At 72.9% G+C, this 21,210-nt stretch carries 19 protein-coding genes; 15 read left to right on the forward strand and 4 right to left on the reverse strand.

The genetic code is table 11. The annotated features are described in order from the left end of the window. Positions 1 to 147 precede the first annotated feature (147 nt). From OG534_RS35275 to OG534_RS35285, 3 genes are all read left to right on the forward strand, one after another. On the forward strand, positions 148 to 1,209 hold the full coding sequence (locus OG534_RS35275) for an AI-2E family transporter (RefSeq protein ID WP_326586355.1): 1,062 nt from the start codon (positions 148 to 150) through the stop codon (positions 1,207 to 1,209). Beyond that, on the forward strand, positions 1,199 to 3,232 hold the full coding sequence (locus tag OG534_RS35280; RefSeq protein WP_326586354.1) for a prolyl oligopeptidase family serine peptidase: 2,034 nt from the start codon (positions 1,199 to 1,201) through the stop codon (positions 3,230 to 3,232). Before OG534_RS35275 ends, OG534_RS35280 begins: the two co-directional genes overlap by 11 nt. Before the next feature lie 113 nt (positions 3,233 to 3,345). Next, positions 3,346 to 5,013, forward strand: a complete 1,668-nt coding sequence (locus OG534_RS35285) for a serine/threonine-protein kinase (RefSeq protein WP_326586353.1) — start codon at positions 3,346 to 3,348, stop codon at positions 5,011 to 5,013. Between the two features lie 89 nt (positions 5,014 to 5,102). Here the strand turns inward: OG534_RS35285 and OG534_RS35290 are convergent, their stop codons facing one another. Next, positions 5,103 to 5,816, reverse strand: a complete 714-nt coding sequence (locus OG534_RS35290) for a TetR/AcrR family transcriptional regulator (RefSeq protein ID WP_326586352.1) — start codon at positions 5,814 to 5,816, stop codon at positions 5,103 to 5,105. A 127-nt stretch (positions 5,817 to 5,943) separates the two neighbouring features. Between OG534_RS35290 and OG534_RS35295 the strand changes: the two genes are divergently transcribed. From OG534_RS35295 to OG534_RS35335, 9 genes are all read left to right on the forward strand, one after another. Further along, positions 5,944 to 7,626, forward strand: coding sequence for an amidohydrolase (locus OG534_RS35295; protein ID WP_326586351.1), 1,683 nt, complete (start codon positions 5,944 to 5,946; stop codon positions 7,624 to 7,626). Between the two features lie 271 nt (positions 7,627 to 7,897). Continuing rightward, positions 7,898 to 9,568, forward strand: coding sequence for an ABC transporter substrate-binding protein (locus tag OG534_RS35300; protein ID WP_326586350.1), 1,671 nt, complete (start codon positions 7,898 to 7,900; stop codon positions 9,566 to 9,568). Next, positions 9,565 to 10,533, forward strand: a complete 969-nt coding sequence (locus OG534_RS35305; RefSeq protein ID WP_326586349.1) for an ABC transporter permease — start codon at positions 9,565 to 9,567, stop codon at positions 10,531 to 10,533. Before OG534_RS35300 ends, OG534_RS35305 begins: the two co-directional genes overlap by 4 nt. Then, a complete protein-coding gene (locus tag OG534_RS35310) occupies positions 10,530 to 11,447 on the forward strand; it encodes an ABC transporter permease (RefSeq protein ID WP_326586348.1) in 918 nt (305 codons plus the stop codon). The genes OG534_RS35305 and OG534_RS35310 overlap by 4 nt, the downstream gene beginning before the upstream one ends. Beyond that, entirely contained in the window at positions 11,447 to 12,451 is a 1,005-nt protein-coding gene (locus OG534_RS35315) for an ABC transporter ATP-binding protein (RefSeq protein WP_326586347.1), read from the forward strand. The genes OG534_RS35310 and OG534_RS35315 overlap by 1 nt, the downstream gene beginning before the upstream one ends. Next, the gene (locus OG534_RS35320) at positions 12,448 to 13,329 is read left to right on the forward strand and encodes an ABC transporter ATP-binding protein (protein WP_326586346.1); all 882 of its coding nucleotides are present in this window, start codon (positions 12,448 to 12,450) and stop codon (positions 13,327 to 13,329) included. Before OG534_RS35315 ends, OG534_RS35320 begins: the two co-directional genes overlap by 4 nt. Positions 13,330 to 13,697: 368 nt before the next feature. Then, positions 13,698 to 14,042 carry a hypothetical protein gene (locus tag OG534_RS35325; protein WP_326586345.1) on the forward strand — a complete coding sequence of 115 codons (345 nt, stop codon included), beginning with the start codon at positions 13,698 to 13,700 and terminating at the stop codon, positions 14,040 to 14,042. 115 nt (positions 14,043 to 14,157) lie between these two features. After that, positions 14,158 to 14,979, forward strand: a complete 822-nt coding sequence (locus OG534_RS35330; protein WP_326586344.1) for a class I SAM-dependent methyltransferase — start codon at positions 14,158 to 14,160, stop codon at positions 14,977 to 14,979. A 102-nt stretch (positions 14,980 to 15,081) separates the two neighbouring features. Next, positions 15,082 to 15,732: a MerR family transcriptional regulator gene (locus OG534_RS35335; protein WP_326593418.1), complete on the forward strand. Its 651-nt coding sequence runs from the start codon at positions 15,082 to 15,084 to the stop codon at positions 15,730 to 15,732. A 61-nt stretch (positions 15,733 to 15,793) separates the two neighbouring features. Here OG534_RS35335 and OG534_RS35340 read toward each other — a convergent pair whose 3' ends face one another. Beyond that, entirely contained in the window at positions 15,794 to 16,783 is a 990-nt protein-coding gene (locus tag OG534_RS35340) for an NAD-dependent epimerase/dehydratase family protein (protein WP_326586343.1), read from the reverse strand. 221 nt (positions 16,784 to 17,004) lie between these two features. Between OG534_RS35340 and OG534_RS35345 the strand changes: the two genes are divergently transcribed. Continuing rightward, positions 17,005 to 17,475, forward strand: a complete 471-nt coding sequence (locus OG534_RS35345) for a hypothetical protein (protein ID WP_326586342.1) — start codon at positions 17,005 to 17,007, stop codon at positions 17,473 to 17,475. Positions 17,476 to 17,529: 54 nt separating this feature from the next. Here the strand turns inward: OG534_RS35345 and OG534_RS35350 are convergent, their stop codons facing one another. Continuing rightward, a complete protein-coding gene (locus tag OG534_RS35350; protein ID WP_326586341.1) occupies positions 17,530 to 18,036 on the reverse strand; it encodes a GNAT family N-acetyltransferase in 507 nt (168 codons plus the stop codon). A gap of 166 nt (positions 18,037 to 18,202) precedes the next feature. Here OG534_RS35350 and OG534_RS35355 point away from each other — a divergent pair, with 166 nt between their 5' ends. Continuing rightward, entirely contained in the window at positions 18,203 to 19,654 is a 1,452-nt protein-coding gene (locus OG534_RS35355) for a L,D-transpeptidase (protein ID WP_326586340.1), read from the forward strand. Positions 19,655 to 19,794: 140 nt separating this feature from the next. Next, positions 19,795 to 20,493 carry an HAD family hydrolase gene (locus OG534_RS35360; protein WP_326586339.1) on the forward strand — a complete coding sequence of 233 codons (699 nt, stop codon included), beginning with the start codon at positions 19,795 to 19,797 and terminating at the stop codon, positions 20,491 to 20,493. Positions 20,494 to 20,573: 80 nt separating this feature from the next. Here the strand turns inward: OG534_RS35360 and OG534_RS35365 are convergent, their stop codons facing one another. Next, on the reverse strand, positions 20,574 to 21,098 hold the full coding sequence (locus OG534_RS35365) for a hypothetical protein (protein ID WP_326586338.1): 525 nt from the start codon (positions 21,096 to 21,098) through the stop codon (positions 20,574 to 20,576). Between the last annotated feature and the right edge of the window lie 112 nt (positions 21,099 to 21,210).

Below are 21,210 nucleotides of genomic sequence, written 5' to 3' on the forward strand. Positions count from 1 at the left end.
GTCGGCGAGCGTCACCCGCCGCGGCAACGGATTATTCCGGCACCGCCGCCGGATCCCGTCCGCCCGAACGCCTCCGTACCCGCCTCGGACGGGCGAATCAGGGGCCCGGCGCGTGGCATCGGCGGGCCGCGGTGGCACGCATGGGTCATGCCGCCGGTGTCACCGTTCCTGCGTACGGCCGCGGCGTACGCCTGGCGCCTGCTGGTCGTCGGCGCCGCCGTCTACGCGATCTTCGCCGTGCTCGGCCGGTTCCACGAGATCGCCGTGGCAGTCTTCCTCGGCCTCGTCGTCGCCGCGCTGCTGTGGGCTCCCACCCGGCGCCTGGAGCGTGCCATGCCCCGGACTCCGGCCGTCGCCCTGTGCCTCTTCGGCAGCGCGCTGCTCCTGCTGGGCGTGCTGACGCTGGTCGGCGAGGCGGTGGCGGGGGAGAGCACCACCTTGACCCGCGAGTTCCGGCAGGGCCTCGCCAGCATCGAGGACTGGCTGGAGCGGCCGCCCTTCCGGCTGAACCCGCACGCGCTCTCCGACATCCAGGCCCGGGCCGGACAGTACCTGTCGAGCCACCGCTCCACACTGCTCAGCCAGGCGGTCAGCGGGGCCGGGCGCCTGGTGCACGTGCTGACGGTGCTCGCCCTCGCGGTCTTCTGCTCGGTCTGCTTCCTGCACGGCGGCGACCGGCAGTGGACGTGGTTCCGCGCGCAGCTGCCCGGACCGGTCCGCGAGCGGGTGGCGATCGCCGGGAGCGCGGCCTGGCGCACCTTCACCGGGTACACCCACGGGATCCTGCTGGTCGCGGCGACGAACGCGGTCCTCGTCGGCGTCGCGCTGTACCTCCTCGGGGTTCCGCTGGCCGTCCCGCTGGCGCTGCTGGAGTTCTTCGCGGCCTTCATCCCCCTCATCGGATCACCGGTCGCGCTGGCCATCGCCGCGGTGGTCGCGCTCGCCGCGAAGGGGCCGCTGGTCGCGGCCCTGGTGGTCGCGCTGATCGTGGTCATCGGCCAGATCGAGGGACACGTCCTGCATCCGCTCGTGATGAGCCGGGCGGTCCGGCTGCACCCGCTGGTGGTGGCGATCTCGGTGGTCGCCGGGGCCATCGCCGCCGGAGTGGTCGGCGCGGTGGTCGCCGTCCCGCTGGTCTCGGTCGTCTGGTCGGTGCACTCGGCCCTGCGCCGGGCCCGTCTTCCTGCACAATCGCCTGATGAGCGATGAAGACCCCTACCTGTGGCTGGAAGACGTATCCGGCGAAAGCGCCCTCGCCTGGGTCCGGGAGCGCAATGCCGAGACCGTGGACGCGCTGACCGGTGCCCCCGGCTTCAAGGTGCTCGAGCAGGAGACGCGCGAGGTGCTGGACGACGACGGCCGCATCCCCCACGTCGTCCGCCGCGGCCCCCACCTCTACAACTTCTGGCAGGACGCCGACCACGTGCGCGGCCTGTGGCGGCGGACCACGCTCGAGGAGTACCGCACGGACCGGCCGGCCTGGGAGGTGCTCCTGGACCTCGACGCACTGGCCGAGGCCGAGGACGAGAAGTGGGCCTGGGCGGGCAGCCGGGTCCTGGCCCCCGAGCACCGGCACGCCCTGGTCCTGCTCTCGCGGGACGGCGCGGACGCCTGCGTCGTGCGCGAGTTCGACCTGGAGACCCTGGAGTTCGTCGCGGACGGGTTCGCGGTCGCGGAGGCCAAGACCCGCATCGGCTGGATCGACCGGGACCGGGTCTGGATCGGTACGGACTTCGGCCCCGGCTCGATGTCCCCCTCCGGCTACCCGCTCCAGGTGCGCCGCTGGCGGCGCGGCACCCCGATCGAGGACGCGGAGCCGGTCTACGAGGGCCGGCCCTCGGACCTGTCGGCCTCCGGATGGCGCGACGACACCCCCGGCTTCGAACGGGACTTCGTCCACCGGCAGATCGACTTCTGGAACCAGGAGCTGTTCCTCCTCCGGGAGGAGTCCGCCGAACCGCCGCTGAAGATCGACGTACCGGACGACGCGGGCGCCTCCGTCCACCGGCGGTGGCTCACCGTCACGACCAAGTCGCCGTGGCTCGGCCACCCCGCGGGCAGCCTGCTCGCCTTCGACTTCGACGCCTTCCTGGCGGGGGAGCGGGAGGCCGAGGTGCTGTTCACCCCGGACGAGCACATCGCGCTCGCCGGATACAGCTGGACCCGCAACCACCTCATCCTGAGCACCCGCGCCGACGTCTCCTCCCGGATGGAGCTGCTCACCCCGGGACCCGGCGGCTGGAGCCGGGCCCCGCTCCCGGGGGTCCCGCCGCTGTCCACGGCCTCGGTCACCTGCACCGACCCGGACGTGGGCGACGAGTACTTCCACCACGTCTCCGGCTTCCTGCAGCCCTCCACCCTCTACCGGGGCACGGCCGGCGGCGACAGCGGCGGCGACAGCGAGAGCGTCAAGCAGAGCCCGGCGCTCTTCGACACCGCCGGCCTCACCGTGCGCCAGTACTTCGCGACCTCCGCGGACGGCACCCGCGTGCCGTACTTCGTCGTCGGACCCGAGGACCGTCCCGGCCCCGGCCCCACGCTGCTGTACGGGTACGGCGGCTTCGAGATCTCCATGGTCCCGCAGTACAGCGCGGTCACCGGCCGCGCCTGGCTCGCGCGCGGCGGCACCTACGTCGTCGCGGGCATCCGCGGCGGGCACGAGTACGGGCCGGGCTGGCACAAGGCGGCCCTCGGCGCGAACCGGGTCCGGGCGTACGAGGACTTCGCCGCGGTCGCCCGGGACCTCACCGCCCGGGACATCACCACCCCCGCCCAGCTGGGCATCGAGGGCGGCAGCAACGGCGGCCTCCTCATGGGCGCCATGCTCACCCGCGACCCGGAACTGTTCGGCGCGGTCGTCGCTCACGTGCCGCTGCTGGACATGCTCCGCTTCCACAAGCTGCTCGCCGGCGCCAGCTGGATCGCCGAGTACGGGGATCCGGACGACCCGGCCGACCGCCCCCACCTGGAGCGGATCTCGCCGTACCACCAGGTCCGGGCGGACGGGCCGGCGTACCCGCCCCTGCTCCTGCTCACCTCCACCCGCGACGACCGCGTCCACCCGGGCCACGCCCGCAAGATGGCCGCCCGGCTGCGCGAGTTCGGGCACCCCGTCCTCTTTCACGAGCACCTCGGCGGCGGCCACGCGGGCGCCACCGACCACCGGCAGACGGCCTTCAACGAGGCCCTGGTCCACACCTTCCTGTGGGAGCGACTGACCCCGTCGAAGTGACCCCGGTCCGGGCCCGCGACCGTCGTCCGGGCCTGGCCCCGGTGGCGGTTGGGGCAAAGACCGCCGAGGCGCGGATGAGGTCCGTTACCCTTGCCGGGCGAGACGATCATGGAATGGGGGGCCGGTCCGGCATGTCGGTGAACGGGGCAGGTGAACGACTGCGGGCCGAGGATCCGCGGGAGATCGCGGGATACCGGCTGGTGGCCCGCATCGGCGAGGGCGGCATGGGAACCGTCTACCTCTCTCGCACCCGTGGCGGGCAGCCCGTCGCGCTGAAGGTGATCCGGCGCGAGTACGGCAGCGCCCCGGGTTTCCGCCGCCGCTTCGAGCAGGAGGTCCAGGCGGCGCGCCGGGTGCAGGGCTACCACGTCGTCCCGGTCGTCGACCACGACACCACCGGCGAACAGCCCTGGCTGGCCTCGGTGTTCGTGCCCGGTCTGTCCCTGCACGAGGCCCTTGCCGCGCACGGCCCGCTGCCGCTGCCCGCCGTTCTCCAGCTCGTCGGCTGCACCGCACGGGCCCTGACCGCGATCCACGCCGCCGGCATCGTGCACCGCGACCTCAAGCCCGGCAACGTCCTGCTGAGCGACCAGGGCCCGTACGTCATCGACTTCGGCATCGCCCGGGCCGCCGATGCCACCCAGCTCACCGCGTCCGGCGGCGTCGTCGGCACCCCGCAGTTCATGTCCCCTGAGCAGGCACTCGGCGACCCTGTAGGACCTGCCGCGGACGTCTTCTCGCTCGGCCTGATCGCCGCCGTCGCCGCCACCGGCCGCCACCCCTACGGCGAGGGCGGCGCCCTCACCCTCGCCGCGCAGATCGCCAACACGGGCGTACGTCCACCCCGCCTGGATCTCTACGACGACCGGCTCCGCCCGCTGCTCGAGCGCTGTCTCTCCGCCGACCCGGGGGCCCGCGTCGGCGCCGGGGAACTGGCCGCGCTGTGCGAGAAGGCCGCGGGCCGTTCCCTGAACGACTTCGCCGGTTGGCTGCCGCAGCCGCTGACCGAGGAGCTCGCCGCTCGTGGGCGTGCCGCACGCACCCCGACGCCCGATCCGACCGTCACCGACCCGGGGCCACGCCCGCCGCACGGCCCCACCTTCGCCACCGCGCCGACCGCCGCTCCGACCGAGGCGCCGACCCCGCCGCCGTACCCCCCGACGGCACCGGCCGCTCCACGGCGTACGCGGACCGGTCTCGTGGTCGCCGGCACCGCCATGGCCGTCGTCCTGGCCGTGGTCGTGACCTGGACGGTGGCCAAGGCCGGCAGTACCGCGGACGGCAGGCAGGAGAAGGGCGAAGGCAAGCCGTCGGGTCAGCCGTCCCACTCCACCGGGCCGGCTCCGACGCCCTCCGCCTCCGCTGCCGCCTCCGACGACTCCGGGTACACCGTCGTCTTCCGGGACCGGCCCTTCGCCCTGCGTTCGCCGAGCGGGGCCAACATCGTGGAGGCCGACCTCGACGTTCCCCAGGTCGTGCAGGACACCCCTGGCCGGGAGATCCAGCTCAGCGAGATCTCGGGCGGCGGCTGGGAGTTCTACACCCCGATGGGCAAGAGCGCCGGAAAGACCCCGCAGCAGTGCCTGCAGGGCGCCCAGTCCGACGTGCTGCCCGCCGAGATCAAGGCGAAGGACCTGCGCGGCACCCTGCCCGTCGGGGCGCTGCTGTGCACGATCACGACCGACAAGCGGCTGGCCATGCTGGAGGTCACCGACATCACCACCAGCCACGGCAACCTGCCCGACTACGCCACCCGGCTCACCCTCTGGCAGAAGCGGTAGCGGCGGGATCACGACCGTGGGGACCAGGCCGGCGGACGCGGTTCGACGGTCCCGGTGAGCCGGTCGGAAACCGGTCCTGGATCAGGCGCTCATTCACGGGACGGCGCTGAGGTCGCGCGGAGCGTCTCGACGCGCTTCTCGATCGCGGTGATCAGCGCCTCGACCCTGGCCAGGAAGATCTGCTCGTCCGTCACCTCGGCGAGCTGCGTGCTCAGTCGGGTGATGTGGGGGAACCCCTGGGGGTCGACCAGGCGGTACTCCCGGCTCCAGGAGGACTCGTCGGCCTCCCGGACGTCCGGGTCGAACAACAGGTAGGCCGCGCGCTGGCCGACGTACGCGAGGAGCGAGTCGCCGACCATCCGGTAGTGGACGGCCGCCTCGGCGCCGTCGAGCCCGGCCTCCGTGACGGCGCCGAGGATGAGCTCGACGACCCGGAACTCGTTGGGCCGCCGGGTGGTCCGGCTGGCCATGGTCGATCCGACCACCGGGTACTTCAGCGCGACCTCCAGCGAGCCGTCGGCGAGCGCCCGTAGCCGGCCCTTCCAGTCGAGGCCCTCGGGGATGCTGTCGAGCACCTCGCCGAGCGTGCGGTCGGCGACGGACAGCAGGAGCTCGTCCTTGTCGCGGAAGTGCCGGTAGATCGCGGTCGGGTCGGCGCCGAGCTCCTCGCCGAGGCGGCGGACGGTGAAGGCGTCCTCGCTGCCGCGAGCCGCGATGCGCAGGCTCGCTTCGATGATCGCGTCGGGTGTGAGCTGGCTGCCCGCGCGCTTGGACCGGGCGGGTGTGTCGGATGGCTTCGGCATGGTGCGGCCAGTGTATCGATTTGGAACAGAGCCAGCGCAACACCGTTGACAACATTGTTGCGCTCCCGTTCACTCCTCCTCAACAACAAGCCGAGCGGGTTCACCCGCCGAGCCGGAGGATGCGTCGATGTCCAACAACAGGCAGCGGGCCGACACCGTATTCGTGGGCGGGAAGGTGTTCACCGGGACCCGTCCGACGCCGATCGACGCCGCCGTCGCCATCGGGGGCGGGCGGATCCTCGCCGTCGCCGACACCGCCACGGTGCACTCCCTCGCCGACGCGGACACCGAGGTGGTCGACCTCGCGGGCGGACTGCTCGTCCCGGGGTTCCAGGACGCCCACGTCCACCCGGCGGTGGCCGGCGTCCAGATGCTCAGCTGCGACCTGAGCGAGGAGCGCTCCATCGACGGCTACCTGGCGGTGGTGGCCGGCTACGCCAAGGAGCACCCCGAGGCGGCCTGGATCCGCGGTGGCGGCTGGTCCATGGACGTCTTTCCCGGGGGAACCCCGACCCGCGCCATGCTCGACGCGGTCGTGCCGGACCGACCTGTCATGCTCACCAACCGGGACGGCCACGGGGCCTGGGTCAACACCCGCGCGCTCGAACTCTCGGGCGTCGACCGCACGACGGCCGACCCGGCGGACGGCCGGATCGAGCGGGAGGCCGACGGCACCCCGGCGGGCACCCTCCAGGAGGGCGCCATGGACCTGGTGGCCCGCCACGTGCCCATCGCCACGCCGGACGAGGCGCACGCGGGGCTGCTCGCCGCGCAGGAGCACCTGTTCTCGCTCGGTGTGACCAGCTGGCAGGACGCCATGATCGGCGCCTTCCCCGGCAACCCCGACAACTACGGCGTCTATCTGCGCGCCGCCCGCGAGGGTTCGCTGCGCGCCCGCGTCGTCGGCGCCCTGTGGTGGGACCGCGAACGAGGCCTGGAACAGATCCCCGAGCTGGAGGAGCGCCGCCGCACCGGCCGGGTGGGGCGCTTCAACGCCACCAGCGTCAAGATCATGCAGGACGGCATCGCCGAGAACTTCACGGCCGGCCTGCTGGAGCCCTACCTCGACGGCTGCGGCTGCGCCACCGCCAACTCCGGGCTGAGCTTCATAGACCCCGACGTGCTCACCGAAGCCGTGTCCCGCCTCGACCGCTCGGGCTTCCAGCTCCACTTCCACGCGCTCGGGGACCGTGCCGTGCGGGAGGTGCTCGACGCACTCGACGCCGCCCGTACGGCCAACGGCGCCAACGACAACCGCCACCACCTCGCCCACCTGCAGATCGTCCACCCCGACGACATCGCGCGCTTCGCGAGCCTGGGGGCGGCCGCGAACATCCAGGCGCTGTGGGCCGCGCACGAGCCGCAGATGGACGAGCTCACCATCCCCTTCCTGGGACCCGAACGGGCCGCCCTCCAGTACCCGTTCGGGGACCTGCAGCGCGCCGGAGCCCGCCTCGTCGCCGGCAGCGACTGGTCGGTGAGCAGCCCCAACCCGCTGTGGGGCATCCACGTCGCCGTCAACCGCGCCGTACCCGACGAGGCCCCCCACACGACCGGGACGTTCGAACCCCTGCCGCCCTTCTTCCCGGAGCAGGCCCTGACCCTGGCCCAGGCGCTGACCGCCTACACCGCGGGCAGCGCCTGGGTGAACCACCTCGACGAGGTCACCGGCACCGTCGAGGTGGGCAAGTACGCGGACCTCGTCGTCCTCGACCGGGATCCCTTCGCCCACCCCGGCGAGGAGATCGCGGAGACCCGCGTGCTCCGGACCTACCTCGACGGCGAACTCGTCTTCGCCGCGACGGACTGAGCAGCGGAGCCCCGGGCGCAACGGCGCAACGGCTCACCGGCGCAACGGCTCACCGGCGCAATGGCTCACCAGCGCACCGGCCGTCCGGCCCTCCCGGGCACGCGCGCCCCCGCGCCCCCGCGCCCCCGCGCCCCCGCGCTCCGAGCCACCCGCACATCGAGGCGCTGACGCGCTGATCACGGACTGCCGGCGGACCGCGCAGTCACCGGCCGGGCCGCCACCGGCCGAGCACCACGCACCCCACCACGCTCACCCCTCAGGGAGCCAGACGATGTCATCAGCCACATCGGGAACCCCGCTGTACCGGCGCAGCCGGATCCGCCACGCAGTGGCGGCCGCCCTCGCGGCGGCCGCGGTGCTCATCACCACCGCGTGCAGCGGCACCGCCGGCCAGGCGAAGGACGGCACCACCGCCTTCCAGCTCACCGACAGGACGCCCGACGCCACCGGCGACGTGGACTCCTTCACCTGGTCGATCTTCGCGGAGCCGGCCAGCATCGACTACGCCCACTCGTTCGACTACCCGCCGAACCAGATCCTCGCCAACGTCTGCGAGAGCCTGCTCCGCTGGAACCCCGATCTGACGACCTCGCCGAACCTCGCGTCCTCGTACACCAACCCGACCCCCACCACCTGGGTCTACCAGATCCGCCCCGGCGTGCGCTTCCACGACGGGACGACGCTCACCGCCGACGACGTCGTGGCCTCGCTGCGCCGCAACCTCGCCCCGGAGACGGCCAGTGTCTGGGCCTACCCCTTCCGGAACGTGAAGTCGGTCGACCGGACCGGGCCGCTGGAGGTCACCGTCACCCTGACCCAGCCCGACTCGACCTTCAACAAGTACCTCGCCGCCAGTCCGGGCACGGTGGAGTCCGCCGCCACCCTCGCCAAGTCCGGCCAGGACTACGGAAATCCGCAGACCGGCGTGAACTGCACCGGCCCCTTCTCCTTCGACTCCTGGACCTCCGGCCAGTCGCTCACGCTCAAGCGCTTCGACGACTACTGGAACCCCGCGCTCAAGGCCAGGTCCGGCCAGGTGAAGTTCGTCTTCCTGGCCGACGCCACGACCCGCGTCAACGCCTTCCAGAGCGGTGAGGTCGACGGCGGCTGGATGGTCCCGCCGAACGCCTACGCCCAACTGCGCGACACCCAGGCCGGAACGCTCTACTTCGGCCGCAACACCACGGTCGCCGACGAGGTGGTCAGCAACCTCAAGGGACCGCTGGGCGACGCCCGGGTGCGGCGCGCCCTGCTCATGGCCGTCGACCGCGAGGGCATCCTCAAGGCCGGCGCCGGCGGGGTCGGCGAGGTCGCCCACTCGCTGGTCACCGACAACCTCTGGAAGGACGCGCCCGACACGACCCGGGACGCGATCCTCAAGGACCTCCCCAGGTACCCGTACGACCCGGCCAAGGCCAAGGCGCTCGCCGCCGAGGCCGGCGTGAACGGCCAGAAGATCGTGATCGCGACCAGTCCGCTGGACTCCCAGACGACCATCATCACCCAGGCCGTCGCCCAGGCCGCCACGGCCATCGGACTGAAGCCGCAGATCGAGTCCCTCTCCGCGGAGAAGTACACGACTCTCTTCACCGACCCGGCCGCGCGCGAGGGCATCGACCTCTTCCTCACCTTCTGGTACACGTCCATCACCGACCCGCTGGACATGTACGGCTCCCTGCAGACCGGCGCGTTCAGCAACTACGGCGGCTGGTCCGACCCCGCCTTCGACGCGGCCGTCGACAAGGCCATCGGCACGTACGACGCCGTCGAGCACACCGCCGCCAACGCCGAGGCCCATCGGATCGCGACGCGGGAACTGCCCTGGCTGCCCCTGTACACCCAGCCCGTGAGCGTCTTCCTCGGCAAGCGGATCACCGGCGTCCAGCCGTCCATCGCCTACCTCTACTACCCGTGGGCGGCCGAGATCGGAGCCAAGGGATGACGGCCGCCGTGGCACGGGCCGGACGGGTGCTGCGCAAGCTGGCCGGCATGGCGGCGACCCTGCTCGTCACCTCCTTCCTCGTCTTCGCCTCCCTGTTCCTGGCGCCGGGGGACCCCGCCTCCTTCCTGGTGAAGGGGCGCAGCCCCAGCCCGCAGGAGCTCGCCGAGATCCGCCGGCAGTACGGCTTCGACGAGCCGTTCCTGGTCCGGTACTGGAACTGGCTGGACGGCGTCCTGCACGGCGACTTCGGCCGCTCGTACCTCTTCCACCAGGACGTCGGCGACGTCATCTGGTCGCGGCTGCCCGCCTCCATGCTGCTGATCGGCGTATCGGCCCTGATGATCGCGGTGGTGGGCATCGGGTCCGGCATCGTGGGCGCCCTGCGGCGGGGAACGCGGACCGACCGCTCCCTGATGCTCCTGGTGACGGTGGGGGCCGCCGCGCCCGCCTTCGTCGCCGCCCTGCTGCTCCGCTCGGTACTGGGCGTGCAGCTGGGCTGGTTCCCGACGATCGGGAACGGCACCGGCATCCTGGACCGGCTGCACCACGTGGTGCTTCCGGCCGCCGCCCTGTCCGTCACCTTCGTGGCCCTGGTGACCCGGGTGACCCGCTCCGCGATGCTCGACGAACTGCGCCGCGAACACGTCGAGGTCGCCCTGAGCCGGGGCACACCCCGCCGGACCGTCATCCGGCGCCACGTCCTGCGCAACGCGCTGGGGCCGATCGTGACCGTCTCCGCCCTCCTGGTCTCGGGGATGCTGGTCAGCACCGCGATCGTGGAGACCGCGTTCGGGATGTCCGGGGTGGGCTCGCTGCTGGTGCAGTCGGTGGACCAGCTGGACTTCCAGGTCGTCCAGGCGATCGTCCTGCTGGTCGTGGCCGCGTTCGTCGTGGTCAACGCCCTCGTCGACCTGGTGCACCCGCTGATCGATCCGCGCATGGCGGCAGCGGGGAGCGCACGATGAGCACACGCACCACACGCACCACACGCACCACACACGCCACAGGGACCGCACGGGGGGCCACCGCCCGCGGCCCGCTGACCCGGCTGCTGACCGGGCTCCGGACCCTCGGCGGCAGCAGGCTCCAGCAGTTCTGCCTGGTGCTGCTCGTCCTGTTCGTCCTGGTGGCGCTGCTGGCGCCGTGGCTCGCGCCCCAGGACCCGACCTTCGGCCGGCTCGGCGACACCCTCCTGGGCCCGAGCGCCGAGCACTGGCTGGGCACCGACCAGGGCGGCCACGACACGTTCTCCGCGCTGATCGAGGGCACCCGGACGAGCCTCGCCGGACCCCTCGCGGTGGTGCTGTTCTCCACCCTCATGGGCACGGCCGTCGGCCTGTTCACCGCGTGGCGCGGCGGATGGATCGACACCGTGGCCGGCCGGGTGCTCGACGTCGTGTTCGCCTTCCCCGCACTGCTGCTCGCGATCCTCGCGGTGGCCCTCTTCGGCAAGGGGATGACAGCGCCGGTGATCGCCATGGCGATCGCCTACATGCCGTACAGCGCACGCCTGGTGCGCGGCCTGGCCGTGCAGGAGAAGGCCCGGCCCTACATCGCCGCCTACCAGGTCCAGGGCCACTCCGCCCTGTTCGTGACGGTCCGCAGGATGCTGCCCAACATCGCCCCGACCCTGCTCGCCCAGTCGACGGTGAACTTCGGGTACGCACTGCTCGACCTCGCCGCCCTCTCGTTCCTCGGGCTGGGCGTGCAGCCACCGACCCCCGACTGGGGCGCCATGATCAACCAGGGGCAGGCCGCCGTGCTGCAGGGCCAGCCGCTCTCCGCGATCGCGCCGGCCGTCGCGGTCGTCCTGGTGGTCGTCGCCTTCAACGTCGTCGGGGAAAGCCTCGGCGACCGGCTCGCGGGGAGGGACTCCTGATGACACTGCTCGCCTACGACGCCCTCAGCGTCACGCTGCCCGCCATGGCCCGCCCGATCCTGGACGGCATCGACCTGCAGCTCCGCGCCGGGGAGGTCGTCGCCCTGGTCGGCGAATCCGGCTCGGGGAAATCGGTCACCGCCCGCGCCGCCCTCGGACTCTTCCCGGACGGTGCCGAAGTCGGCGGCCGGGTCCGCGTCGACGGAACCGACCTGGTCGGCGCCGACGCCGCGAGCCTGCGCGAGGTACGGACCGCCAAGGCCGCGATGATCTACCAGGACCCCCGGGCCGCCATCAACCCGGTACGCCGCGTCGGGGACTTCCTCACCGAGCCGCTGCGCCTGGTCCACGGCTGGTCCAAGGCCCAGGCCGCCGCCCGGGCGGTCGACCTGCTCGGCGCGGTCGGCCTGCCCGACCCCGCCCGGCACATGAACCAGTACCCGCACGAGCTCTCCGGCGGCATGCTCCAGCGCGTCGTCATCGCCGCGGCCCTCACCGCCGAACCGCGACTGCTGCTGTGCGACGAACCGACCACCGCGCTCGACGTCAGCACCCAGGCGGAGATCCTGGCGATCCTGGGCCGGCTCCAGCGCGAACGGGGCCTCGGCCTCCTCCTCATCACCCACGACATCGAGCTCGCGGCAGCGGTCAGCGACCGGATCTACGTGATGTACGCGGGCCGGATCGTCGAGACGGCGCCCGTCGGGGAACTCTTCGCCTCCCCCCGGCACCCCTACACCGCGGGCCTGCTCGGTTCGTCACCGCCGCTCGACGGCCCGCTCGACCGCCTCATCCCCATCCCCGGCGCCCCGATGGGACTGCTGGAGTCCGCTCCGGGCTGCAGCTTCGCGCCGCGCTGCCGGTTCGCCGAGCCCGGCCGCTGCGACCAGGCCCCGCCCGTGCTGCGGCGGCACGGCCCGGCGGAGGTCGCGTGCCACCGCACCGCCGAACTCGCCGGGGCGGCGGCGGCCCCGTCCCCCGCATCCCGCCAGGAGGACCGTTGACCACCGACCCCACTCCCGCGCTCCTGAGGGTGAGCGGACTGCGCAAGACCTACCGGACGGGCGGGAGCGAGGTCGTCGCGGTCGACGACCTGTCGTTCACCCTCCGGGCGGGCGGGGCCCTCGGCATCGTCGGCGAGTCCGGTTCCGGGAAGACCACCACGGCCCGGATGCTGATCGGCCTCGAACGCCCGGACGCGGGACAGATCCTCGTCCAGGGCGAGCCGTTGGCCGCGTCCGTACGGGGAAGGGCGGCGCGGCTGGCCCGGGCCAAGGCCGTCCAGATCGTCTTCCAGGACCCCTATCTCTCCCTGGACGCCCGGATCAGCATCGGCGCGACCATCGACGGCGTGCTCCGGCTGCACGGGACCCGCGACCGTACGGCCCGGGCCGCCCGGGTCGGGGAGCTGCTCGCCCAGGTGGGCCTGGGCGACCGGGAGGCGGCCGCCCTGCCCCGCCGCCTCTCGGGCGGGCAGCGCCAACGCGCGGCGATCGCCCGGGCGCTGGCGGTCGAACCCGCCGTGCTGGTGCTCGACGAGGCCGTGTCCGCCCTGGACGTGTCCGTCCAGGCGCAGGTGCTCAACCTGCTGTCGGACATCCGGCGCGACACCGGCATCGGCCTGGTCTTCGTCAGCCACGACCTGGCCGTCGTCCGCTACGTCTGCGACGAGGCCCTCGTCATGTACCGGGGCCGCACCATGGAGCACCGCCCCGTCTCGGAACTCCTCACCTCCCCCCGGGACCCCTACACCAAGCTGCTGCTGGCATCCGTACCCCGCCCGGGCTGGGACCCCGACTCGATCAGCCGCAACCGGCGCCGTCTCGCCCCGCCCACGGGCACAGCCTCCCGGGGAGGCAGCCGACCGGCCGCGGCGCCGTAGCGCCCCGCGGGCGACGCCGGCGGCGCCGGGGACACCTCGCGAAGCCGGGCGCCGACCGGGCGAAAACGGTTGTGGACATGGCAGGATACGAGGCATGACCATCCGAAAGGCCCATGCCTCGTAGGCTCCCCGGACGGCTCCGACACGAGTCGTCTCGTCACCGCCGGCCGTCCCGCCCACGGGCGGCGGCAACGTCCCCGCAGGACACCGCGGCCTTCTCGCCCGGGACCGCAGCCGGACAGCTGCGCCAAGACGCACCGATCCCGGCAGAGGCGTCCGAGGCCTGGAAAGCGCTGGCTTCCTTGCTCCCCGAACACACAGCCGACCCCTGCCGGCCGGCAGGGGTCCATGTGAACTGCACTCGGCTGATGCGGACGAGTCCGTACAGCCTTTGGGCACGCCTACGAGAACTGCTGGCCGAGCGCGGGCTGATCATCTCCACCACCGTCCTCGTCTACCTCTTCCCGGACGGGCCCCACTCGGAGACCGGTGTCGCCGTGTCGGACGGGGGTCGCGTCTACGAATTCGGCCTCGGCTACGACCGGACGAAGGCGGCAGGCGAACGCAACGCCGTCATCGAGCACTGGCGCGACATCACCGGCCAGTGGCAGGCGCATGCCTTCAGCGCCGAAATCGCAGACACGTTCATCTGGCGACCTCCCGCGCGCCGCACGCACCTCGTCCTCGCCCCGGGGGTGTCACAGGCCGGCTGATCATGGCCTCACGCCACGGCAGACATCCGTACGGGGGATTCGGGGCGCCACTCGCTGCCGAACTCCGGGTTGTGATTCACCATCGGCGGATGCAACCCCGGCCAGGGAGGACCCCATGAGCACCCCGTTCGCGTCCGCCGCCCCCTTTCACGCCCGCTACCGGCCGCCGTACCCGGCGGAGTTCTACAGGCTGCTCGCGGACCGGTTCGCCCTCGACGGCTGGCAGACCGTACTGGACCTCGGCGCCGGGCCGGGCGCGAACAGCATGGCCCTGGCGCCGCTGGTCGACCACGTCTACGCCGTCGACCCGGAACCGGCCATGCTCGCCGAAGGGCGCAGGCTCGCCGAGGAGCACGGCTGTACGAACGTCTCCTGGCTGGAGGGTGACGCCTCCGTGGTCAGCCGGCTGTGCCTGCCCCGGATCGACCTGTGCGTCATCGGCAGCGCGTTCCGCCGGATGGACCGGGTACGGGTGCTGGCCGACCTCGACGCCATGCTCGCGCCCCGGGGCGGGATCGTCCTCGTCTCCTCCGCGGCCGGTCCGGAGGGGCAGAGTCCGCCCTGGATCTCCGTCGTGGAGGAGGTGTGCGCGCACTTCCTCGGAGCCGACGGGCGCACGGAGGACGGCGTGGCCGGTCCGGATGACCCGGCCCGTCCGGAGGACCAGGCCCGTCCCGAGGACCTGGACGAGCACCTTGCGAAGTCGGCGTTCTCCCGTATCGACACGACCGTCTGGAACCAGCGTCTGCGCTTCACCGCGGACCAGCTGGTCGGCCTCCAGCTCTCCTTCCCCCGGTCCAGTCCGGCCCTGCTCGGCGACCGGCAGGGGGCCTTCGAGTCCGCGCTGCGTCAGGCCCTGCTGGACCACGACCCGGGCGGCACGTACACCCGGACCGTCGCCGTCACGGCCACCCTCGCGACGAGGCCTCGGCCGTGACCGGAGGCCCGGTTCACTGACCGGGCCCGGCCCGCCGCCGTCCAACCGTCACATGGTGGGATGGTCGCACTGGCCGCACTGGCCGAGGGAGGGTTCGGGAGAGTGCGGCTCGCGGAGTTGAGTGAGCGGAGCGGCGTCGCGATCGCCACGATCAAGTACTACCTGCGCGAAGGGCTGTTGCCGCCGGGCCATCGGGTCAGCGCGACGACCGCCGACTACGACGACGGCCACTTGCGCAGGCTGCGGCTGGTCCGCGCGATGATCCAGGTCGGCCAGGTCGGCCAGGTCCCGGTGGCAACGGTCCGTGAAGTGCTCCGGCACGTCGACGACGACTCCCTGGGCCGGACGATCCGCCTCGGCACGGCCCAGTGGGCGCTGCCCGAGGAGCCCGGGCCGGGCGACCAGCAGGGCGACGACGAGGCCGTGGTCACCGCGCGCGCCGAGGTCGGCGTGCTCGGCTGGTCCACCGCCCGGGAGTTGGGCGACCTGTCCCCCGTCCACCGGTCGCTCGTGGCGTGGGTGGCCACGCTCATCCGGCTCGGCCATCCGTGGGATGCCGCCCTGATGGCCCCGTACGCCCGGCTGATGCACCAAGCGGCCGTGCGCGACCTGGACTTGGTGGAGGCGTACCCCTCCGAGGCACAGAAGGCCGAGGCGGCCGTCGCGGCGGCCATACTCTTCCAGCCGGTGCTCAAGGCGCTGCACCGACTCGCCCAGGAGGAGGAGTCGGCCCGGCGGTACGGCCTGTCGTGACCCGCGGGTTCAGCCCCACCGTCGGCCGCCCCGGCCGCCCCCCGGACGCTCCGGGGCGCTCTCAGCCGTCGAGTGCGGTGAGCAGCTCGCGCTCGCGGGCCGTGCTCAGGCCGGCCCGTCGGGTCCGGTCCAGCCCCTCGGCGCGCTCCCACCGCAGCAGGTCCTCCAGCATCTCCACACGCGGCCGGTGCTGCAGCCCGGCCGCGCGCGCCGCGGCTCCGCTGCGCGCACAGAAGCCCGCCCACAGGGGATCCGGCATCCACATGGCCATCGACTCGGGGCCCATGAACGGCCCGACCCCCTGATCGAGCAGCCACTGGGCCTCCACCGACGCCACCGGCCCGGTGTGCCCGGCCACGCGCCGCGACAGGTCCACCCACTCGTCGAAGGGGACGACGGGCCCGACGGCGTCGAAGGTTCCGGCGGCGCGCTTCTCCGCGAGGTCCAGCAGCCAGCCCGCGAGGTCGCGCACGTCGACCGCCTGCGTCGGCAGGCCGGGGGAACGGGGGACGAGCATCGGCTGGTCCACCTCGCGAGCGGAGCGGGCCACCCAGTACCCCGACCGCCCGCTGTGGTCGCCGGGCCCTGCGATCAGGCCGGCCCGGGCGATGACGAGCCGGTCTCCCACCGCCGCGAGCGAGGCCGCCTCGCAGGTGACCTTGGCCTCGCCGTACTCCTCCCGCTCCACGTACGGCCCGTCGGCCGGGGCGAGCAGCGCGGCCGACTCGTCGGCGCCGACCGTGCCGTGGTCGGCGTAGGCGCTGATGGAGGAGACGTAGGTCCAGTGCCTGGCCCGCCCGGCGAGGGCCGCGAGCGCGCCCCGGACGAAGCCCGGCTGCCACGACACCTCCATCACCGCGTCCCAGTCGCGGTCGAGGAGCTCGTCGTAGGCGGACTCCTGCTTCCGGTCCGCCGCCACCAGCCGGGCACCGGGGGCGACGGCGCCGCTCTCGCCGCGCGCCAGGCAGGTCACCTCGTGCCCGCGCTCCAGTGCCTGCCGCGTGATCTCACGGCCCAACCATGCGGTCCCGCCCAGTATCAGAAGATCCATCCCGCTACCTCAGCACATCGGGGGTGCACCCGCGAGCTCGGTTCGCGCTCGGCGAAGGACAGGTGTGGGAGGGGTGCGGATGGGGAGAGGGCGGGGAGAAGGCGGGGTGCGGGTACGGATCCGGCCAGGCCCGCGAGGCGCCGTTGACTGCGTGACAGGGGCATGGAAATCTCAACGCGCGATCCTGGCAACGGATTTCCGGTACGGCGGGAGGGGCGGACATGGCGGTACGTTCACTCAGGCTTTCGGCGGTGGCACTGGTCGCCGCGGGTGCCCTGCTCGGGGCGGGCGCCGCGGTGCCCGCGCAGGCCGCCGGTGCCGCCGGCGGCCACCCGGTCACGGTGGGTGCGCCGGCCATCGAGAGCGATCCGACCCCCGAGGAGCAGGAGCGGCTGCGGGAGATCGCCGGTTCTATCTGGACCCCGGAACTGGCCGCGGGCTGGAACATGAACGCCGAGGTGGCGGACGTGCTGTCGGAGGTGACCGGCGGCATCCTCAAGTGCTCCGAGGCCTTCGCCCTGGTCCCCAGGCCCCCGGGTTTCGTGCCGGGGCTCAGCTACCTGCGCCAGTACTGGAAGCAGATCAGGGACTACTTCCTGGTGGTCAGGGACAACCGCACCTACCGCGCCTGCGTGGTGTCCGCGGCAGCCCATTACCGGTCGATCATCGAGATGGCGTCGGCCGGCATCTGAGCGGCGCGGACAGCCGCCGGGCAGCCGCCGGGCAGCGCCCGGTCGGCCCGGTCGTCACAGGTCCCGCCGCATGCAGGCGCGGGGCCACCGGTCCAGACCGTGTGCCGCCTCCTGCGCGCGGATCTCCCGCAGTCCGGGGGTGAGTCCGGCGTCGTTCAGGAGCCGGAAGCCGCAGCGCGCGTAGTACGGGGCGTTCCACGGGACCTCGGTGAAGGTGGTGAGGGTCAGCGCGGGGACCTCTTCGCGCACGGCCAGCCCTGCCAGGTGTTCCAGCAGGGACCGGCCCACGCCGCGGCGCGCATGGTCCGGATGGACGGACACCTGCTCGACGTGGAGGCTGCCGTCGACCCGGTCGGCGATCAGGTAGGCGACCGGTGCGTCGGCCCCGTCGACCGCGACCCAGGCCAGCCGGGCCCGCTGGTAGCGGGCGAGTTCACCGGTCGTCAGCGGTTCGTCGTCGGCGATCTCCGGCATGCCGATGTCCCGGAAGCAGCGACCGGCTGCCCGCTCGACGTCCTGGAGGACGGTCAGTTCGTCCGGGCGTACTGCGCGAATGGCCATGGACGCATTGTCCGGGGCGGGCCGCCCGGGGGCATCCGAGTATTCGGCTCACGTCCCGGCCGCGGCCGACCGGTTTGTGCTCCGTACGAGTTCTCTTGGGGTGCCGTTCGGCCGCAGGGCCGAGTCCATGATCATCATTTTGTCTCCCCATCGGTTTGATACGGCTATGCCACGAATGCGACGGACACAACCGACCAAGGCGTGGGGCGCCGTTGCGGCGGTGACGGGGGCCATGCTGGTCGTCGCCGCGGCACCGGGCCGGGCGCCCGGTGCGGACAACTCGGAGGGGACGTTCGCGGGTCCCCCGCGGGAAGCGGCGCTCACCCTGCTGGTCGGGAGGATGCTGGACGAGGGCCGCGAGGCCGGTGGGGCGGGGTGCGACGTCCGCATGTTCCGGTCCGGTCTGTGCAGCGGCTGGCAGGAACAGCGGGTACGGGCCACCGCGCGCGGAGTGGGATCCGTACTGAGGGAGCCCTCCCTCGGCGATGCGGCGCACACGGCCCGGACGGAGGTCCTTCCCACGGACGCCGGCGGCCCGCTGGAGATCACCCTCGCGGAACCGGGCCGCCTCACGGACGTGACCGTACGCGACGCGCACGGCCGCCACCTTTCCGGTGAACTCGCCCCGCACAGCGAGCGCTGGACGAACACCGAGCCGCTGCGGGCGGGGCAGGCCTACACCGTGCAGGTCGGCGCCCAGGACGAGGCGGGAACCCCGGTCGGCGTGACCATGGCCTTCCGGACCGCGCCGCCCGCGGACGGGGGCAGGCTGACCGTCGAGTTCGGGCCCCGCCCCGGCACGTACGGCGCGGGGGAGATCGTGACGGCCGCCCTCAGCCGGCCGGTTCCCGCCGACGACCTCCCGGCCCGCGCCCGGCTGGAGCAGGCACTGGAAGTGACCTCGGAGCCCCACGTCGAAGGCGCCTGGCACTGGGTCGACGATTCGACCCTGCACTTCCGGCCGCGCACGTACTGGCCCGCCCACACCGTCGTCCGCGTCCGCAGCGGTCTCGACGGGGTCCAGGTCGGGGACCACGACTACGGCGGCCCCTCCGACGCCCTGGAGTTCACCATCGCGGACCGGATCGAGGCCGTCACCGACTCCGCCACCCACCGGATGACCGTACGCCGCAACGGACGGGTCATCAAGACGATCCCGGTCACCACCGGCAAGGCGGGGTTCAGGACGCGCAGCGGCATCAAGGTCGTCCTGCGCAAGGAGCCCAAGGTCCGGATGCGCGGGGACAGCGTCGGCATCAAGCGCGGCACCAAGGAGTTCTACGACCTGCCCGTCCTCTACGCGACGCGCGTGACGTGGAGCGGCGAGTACATCCACGCCGCGCCCTGGTCGGTCGAGGCTCAGGGCGAGGAGAACGTCAGCCACGGCTGTACGGGCATGAGCACCGAGGACGCCGCCTGGTTCTTCCGGACGGTCCGCGAAGGGGACATCGTGGAGGTGGTCAACAGCGGGGGAGCGAAGATGGCCCCCTTCGACAACGGCATCGGCGACTGGAACATGGACTGGCGGAGCTGGCTGGCGGGCAGCGCCCTGGCCACCATGGATGCCGGCCCGCAGAGTTCACCGACCACTCCGTCCCGGCTGCACCCGACCACCTGACCGCCGCGGGCGCGGTCGGGGTCGCGGTCGCGGTCGGGGTCGGGGATGGTGCCCGGGGTCGGGTGGGCGGCGGACGGACCGGGGAGCCGCAGTACGGCGACCGCTCACGGGCGGGGCCGGGCCTGCCCTACGATCACCGCATGATCAAAGGAGTGATGTTCGACTTCTCCGGCACGCTGCTGCGCATCGAGTCGACCGAGGAGTGGCTCGCCACCACCCTCGCGGCGACCGGCATCACGCTGGCCGACGAGGAGTTCGCCGAGACGGCGCGGCGGCTGACGGAGTACGGAGCCCTGCCGGGCGGGCCGGCGCCCCGGCACATACCCGCGCACCTCGAAACGCTCTGGCACGAGCGGGACATGAGCGCCGAGCAGCACCGCGCCGCCTACGGCGGGCTGGCGGAGGCGGCCGGGCTGCCGGCAGCGGAGCTGGTGCAGGCGCTCTACGACCGCCACATGACCCCGGCCGCCTGGCAGCCGTACCCGGACACCGAACCGACGCTGCGTGAACTGCGGCGGCGGGGCGTCCCGGTGGCCGTGGTGAGCAACATCGGATGGGACCTCCGGCCGGTCTTCCGCGCGCACGGCCTGGACGCGCTGGTCGACACCTACGTGCTGTCCTTCGAGCTGGGCGCGCAGAAGCCCGATCCGGTCGTCTTCCGGACCGCCTGCGACCGGCTCGGCCTGGTGCCGGCCGACGTGCTGATGGTCGGCGACGACCGCAGGGCGGACGGCGGCGCGCGGGCCCTGGGCTGCCCGGTGCACTTCGTCGACCACCTGCCGGTCGATCAGCGCCCCGGGGGACTGGCGCCGCTCCTGGACCTGCTCGGGTCCTCGTAGCCGCCGACTCCGCGGACCGTCAGCGCCGGTAAAGGTGACGGTGACGGTGACGGTGCGTCATTGACCAGCAGGCATCGGCGTCAGAGGTGACTGCCGTCCACGTTCCACTCCGGCGGCAGTGCCCCGTCGCAGAACACGCAGACGAAGTCCCCGTCCCGCACGATGTTGAGCCGGCGACAGGCGGGGCAGCGCCGGAACACCACCGCGTGCGTGAACCCGGACGGGCGCTCGATCCCGGCCGCGTCCAGCGCGTCCGCGACAGCCGTCCACGACCCGACGTCGGGACAGTAGCCGGTCGACTGGTTGCTGACCTCGCAGACCGCCCATGCTCCGGACTCCGTGCGGAAGGCCATCTCACCGGCTCCCAGAACCGGTTCCGCCCCGGCACACGCCACGTGCTCGCTGCGCCGCGGCGCGAGACGCAGGACACCGGCGGTGTCGACGACGAAGGTGAAGGGCTCGGCCAGTTCCTCCGCCGGCAGCGCCGAAGCCCAGTCCCCGAGGTCCGCAGCCGAGCGAATCCTCCGGCCCTCGCACCCGGGCCGGACGAGCGCCAACAGCTCGGCAGGTCCAACGTACCGGTAAGCCCGCCCCCGCACACCCATACCCGCGCACCCCAGCCCTCGCCCTGTCCCGAGGAAGGAGGGTACGCCGACCGAGGCGCCCTGCGGATGGACGGACTCGGAGCAGGCTCCGTCGCAGGCACGGGGGCACACG

Source organism: Streptomyces sp. NBC_01294, from assembly GCF_035917235.1.
Lineage (GTDB): Bacteria > Actinomycetota > Actinomycetes > Streptomycetales > Streptomycetaceae > Streptomyces > Streptomyces caledonius.

What these genes read in the sequence shown, in the direction of transcription:
- OG534_RS35275 (WP_326586355.1), top strand. Translation starts at nt 148, where the DNA reads ATGCCGCCGGTGTCACCGTTCCTGCGTACGGCCGCGGCGTACGCCTGG.
- OG534_RS35280 (WP_326586354.1), top strand. Translation starts at nt 1,199, where the DNA reads ATGAGCGATGAAGACCCCTACCTGTGGCTGGAAGACGTATCCGGCGAA.
- OG534_RS35285 (WP_326586353.1), top strand. Translation starts at nt 3,346, where the DNA reads ATGGGGGGCCGGTCCGGCATGTCGGTGAACGGGGCAGGTGAACGACTG.
- OG534_RS35290 (WP_326586352.1), bottom strand. Translation starts at nt 5,816, where the DNA reads ATGCCGAAGCCATCCGACACACCCGCCCGGTCCAAGCGCGCGGGCAGC.
- OG534_RS35295 (WP_326586351.1), top strand. Translation starts at nt 5,944, where the DNA reads ATGTCCAACAACAGGCAGCGGGCCGACACCGTATTCGTGGGCGGGAAG.
- OG534_RS35300 (WP_326586350.1), top strand. Translation starts at nt 7,898, where the DNA reads ATGTCATCAGCCACATCGGGAACCCCGCTGTACCGGCGCAGCCGGATC.
- OG534_RS35305 (WP_326586349.1), top strand. Translation starts at nt 9,565, where the DNA reads ATGACGGCCGCCGTGGCACGGGCCGGACGGGTGCTGCGCAAGCTGGCC.
- OG534_RS35310 (WP_326586348.1), top strand. Translation starts at nt 10,530, where the DNA reads ATGAGCACACGCACCACACGCACCACACGCACCACACACGCCACAGGG.
- OG534_RS35315 (WP_326586347.1), top strand. Translation starts at nt 11,447, where the DNA reads ATGACACTGCTCGCCTACGACGCCCTCAGCGTCACGCTGCCCGCCATG.
- OG534_RS35325 (WP_326586345.1), top strand. Translation starts at nt 13,698, where the DNA reads ATGCGGACGAGTCCGTACAGCCTTTGGGCACGCCTACGAGAACTGCTG.
- OG534_RS35330 (WP_326586344.1), top strand. Translation starts at nt 14,158, where the DNA reads ATGAGCACCCCGTTCGCGTCCGCCGCCCCCTTTCACGCCCGCTACCGG.
- OG534_RS35340 (WP_326586343.1), bottom strand. Translation starts at nt 16,783, where the DNA reads ATGGATCTTCTGATACTGGGCGGGACCGCATGGTTGGGCCGTGAGATC.
- OG534_RS35345 (WP_326586342.1), top strand. Translation starts at nt 17,005, where the DNA reads ATGGCGGTACGTTCACTCAGGCTTTCGGCGGTGGCACTGGTCGCCGCG.
- OG534_RS35350 (WP_326586341.1), bottom strand. Translation starts at nt 18,036, where the DNA reads ATGGCCATTCGCGCAGTACGCCCGGACGAACTGACCGTCCTCCAGGAC.
- OG534_RS35355 (WP_326586340.1), top strand. Translation starts at nt 18,203, where the DNA reads ATGCCACGAATGCGACGGACACAACCGACCAAGGCGTGGGGCGCCGTT.
- OG534_RS35360 (WP_326586339.1), top strand. Translation starts at nt 19,795, where the DNA reads ATGATCAAAGGAGTGATGTTCGACTTCTCCGGCACGCTGCTGCGCATC.
- OG534_RS35365 (WP_326586338.1), bottom strand. Translation starts at nt 21,098, where the DNA reads ATGGGTGTGCGGGGGCGGGCTTACCGGTACGTTGGACCTGCCGAGCTG.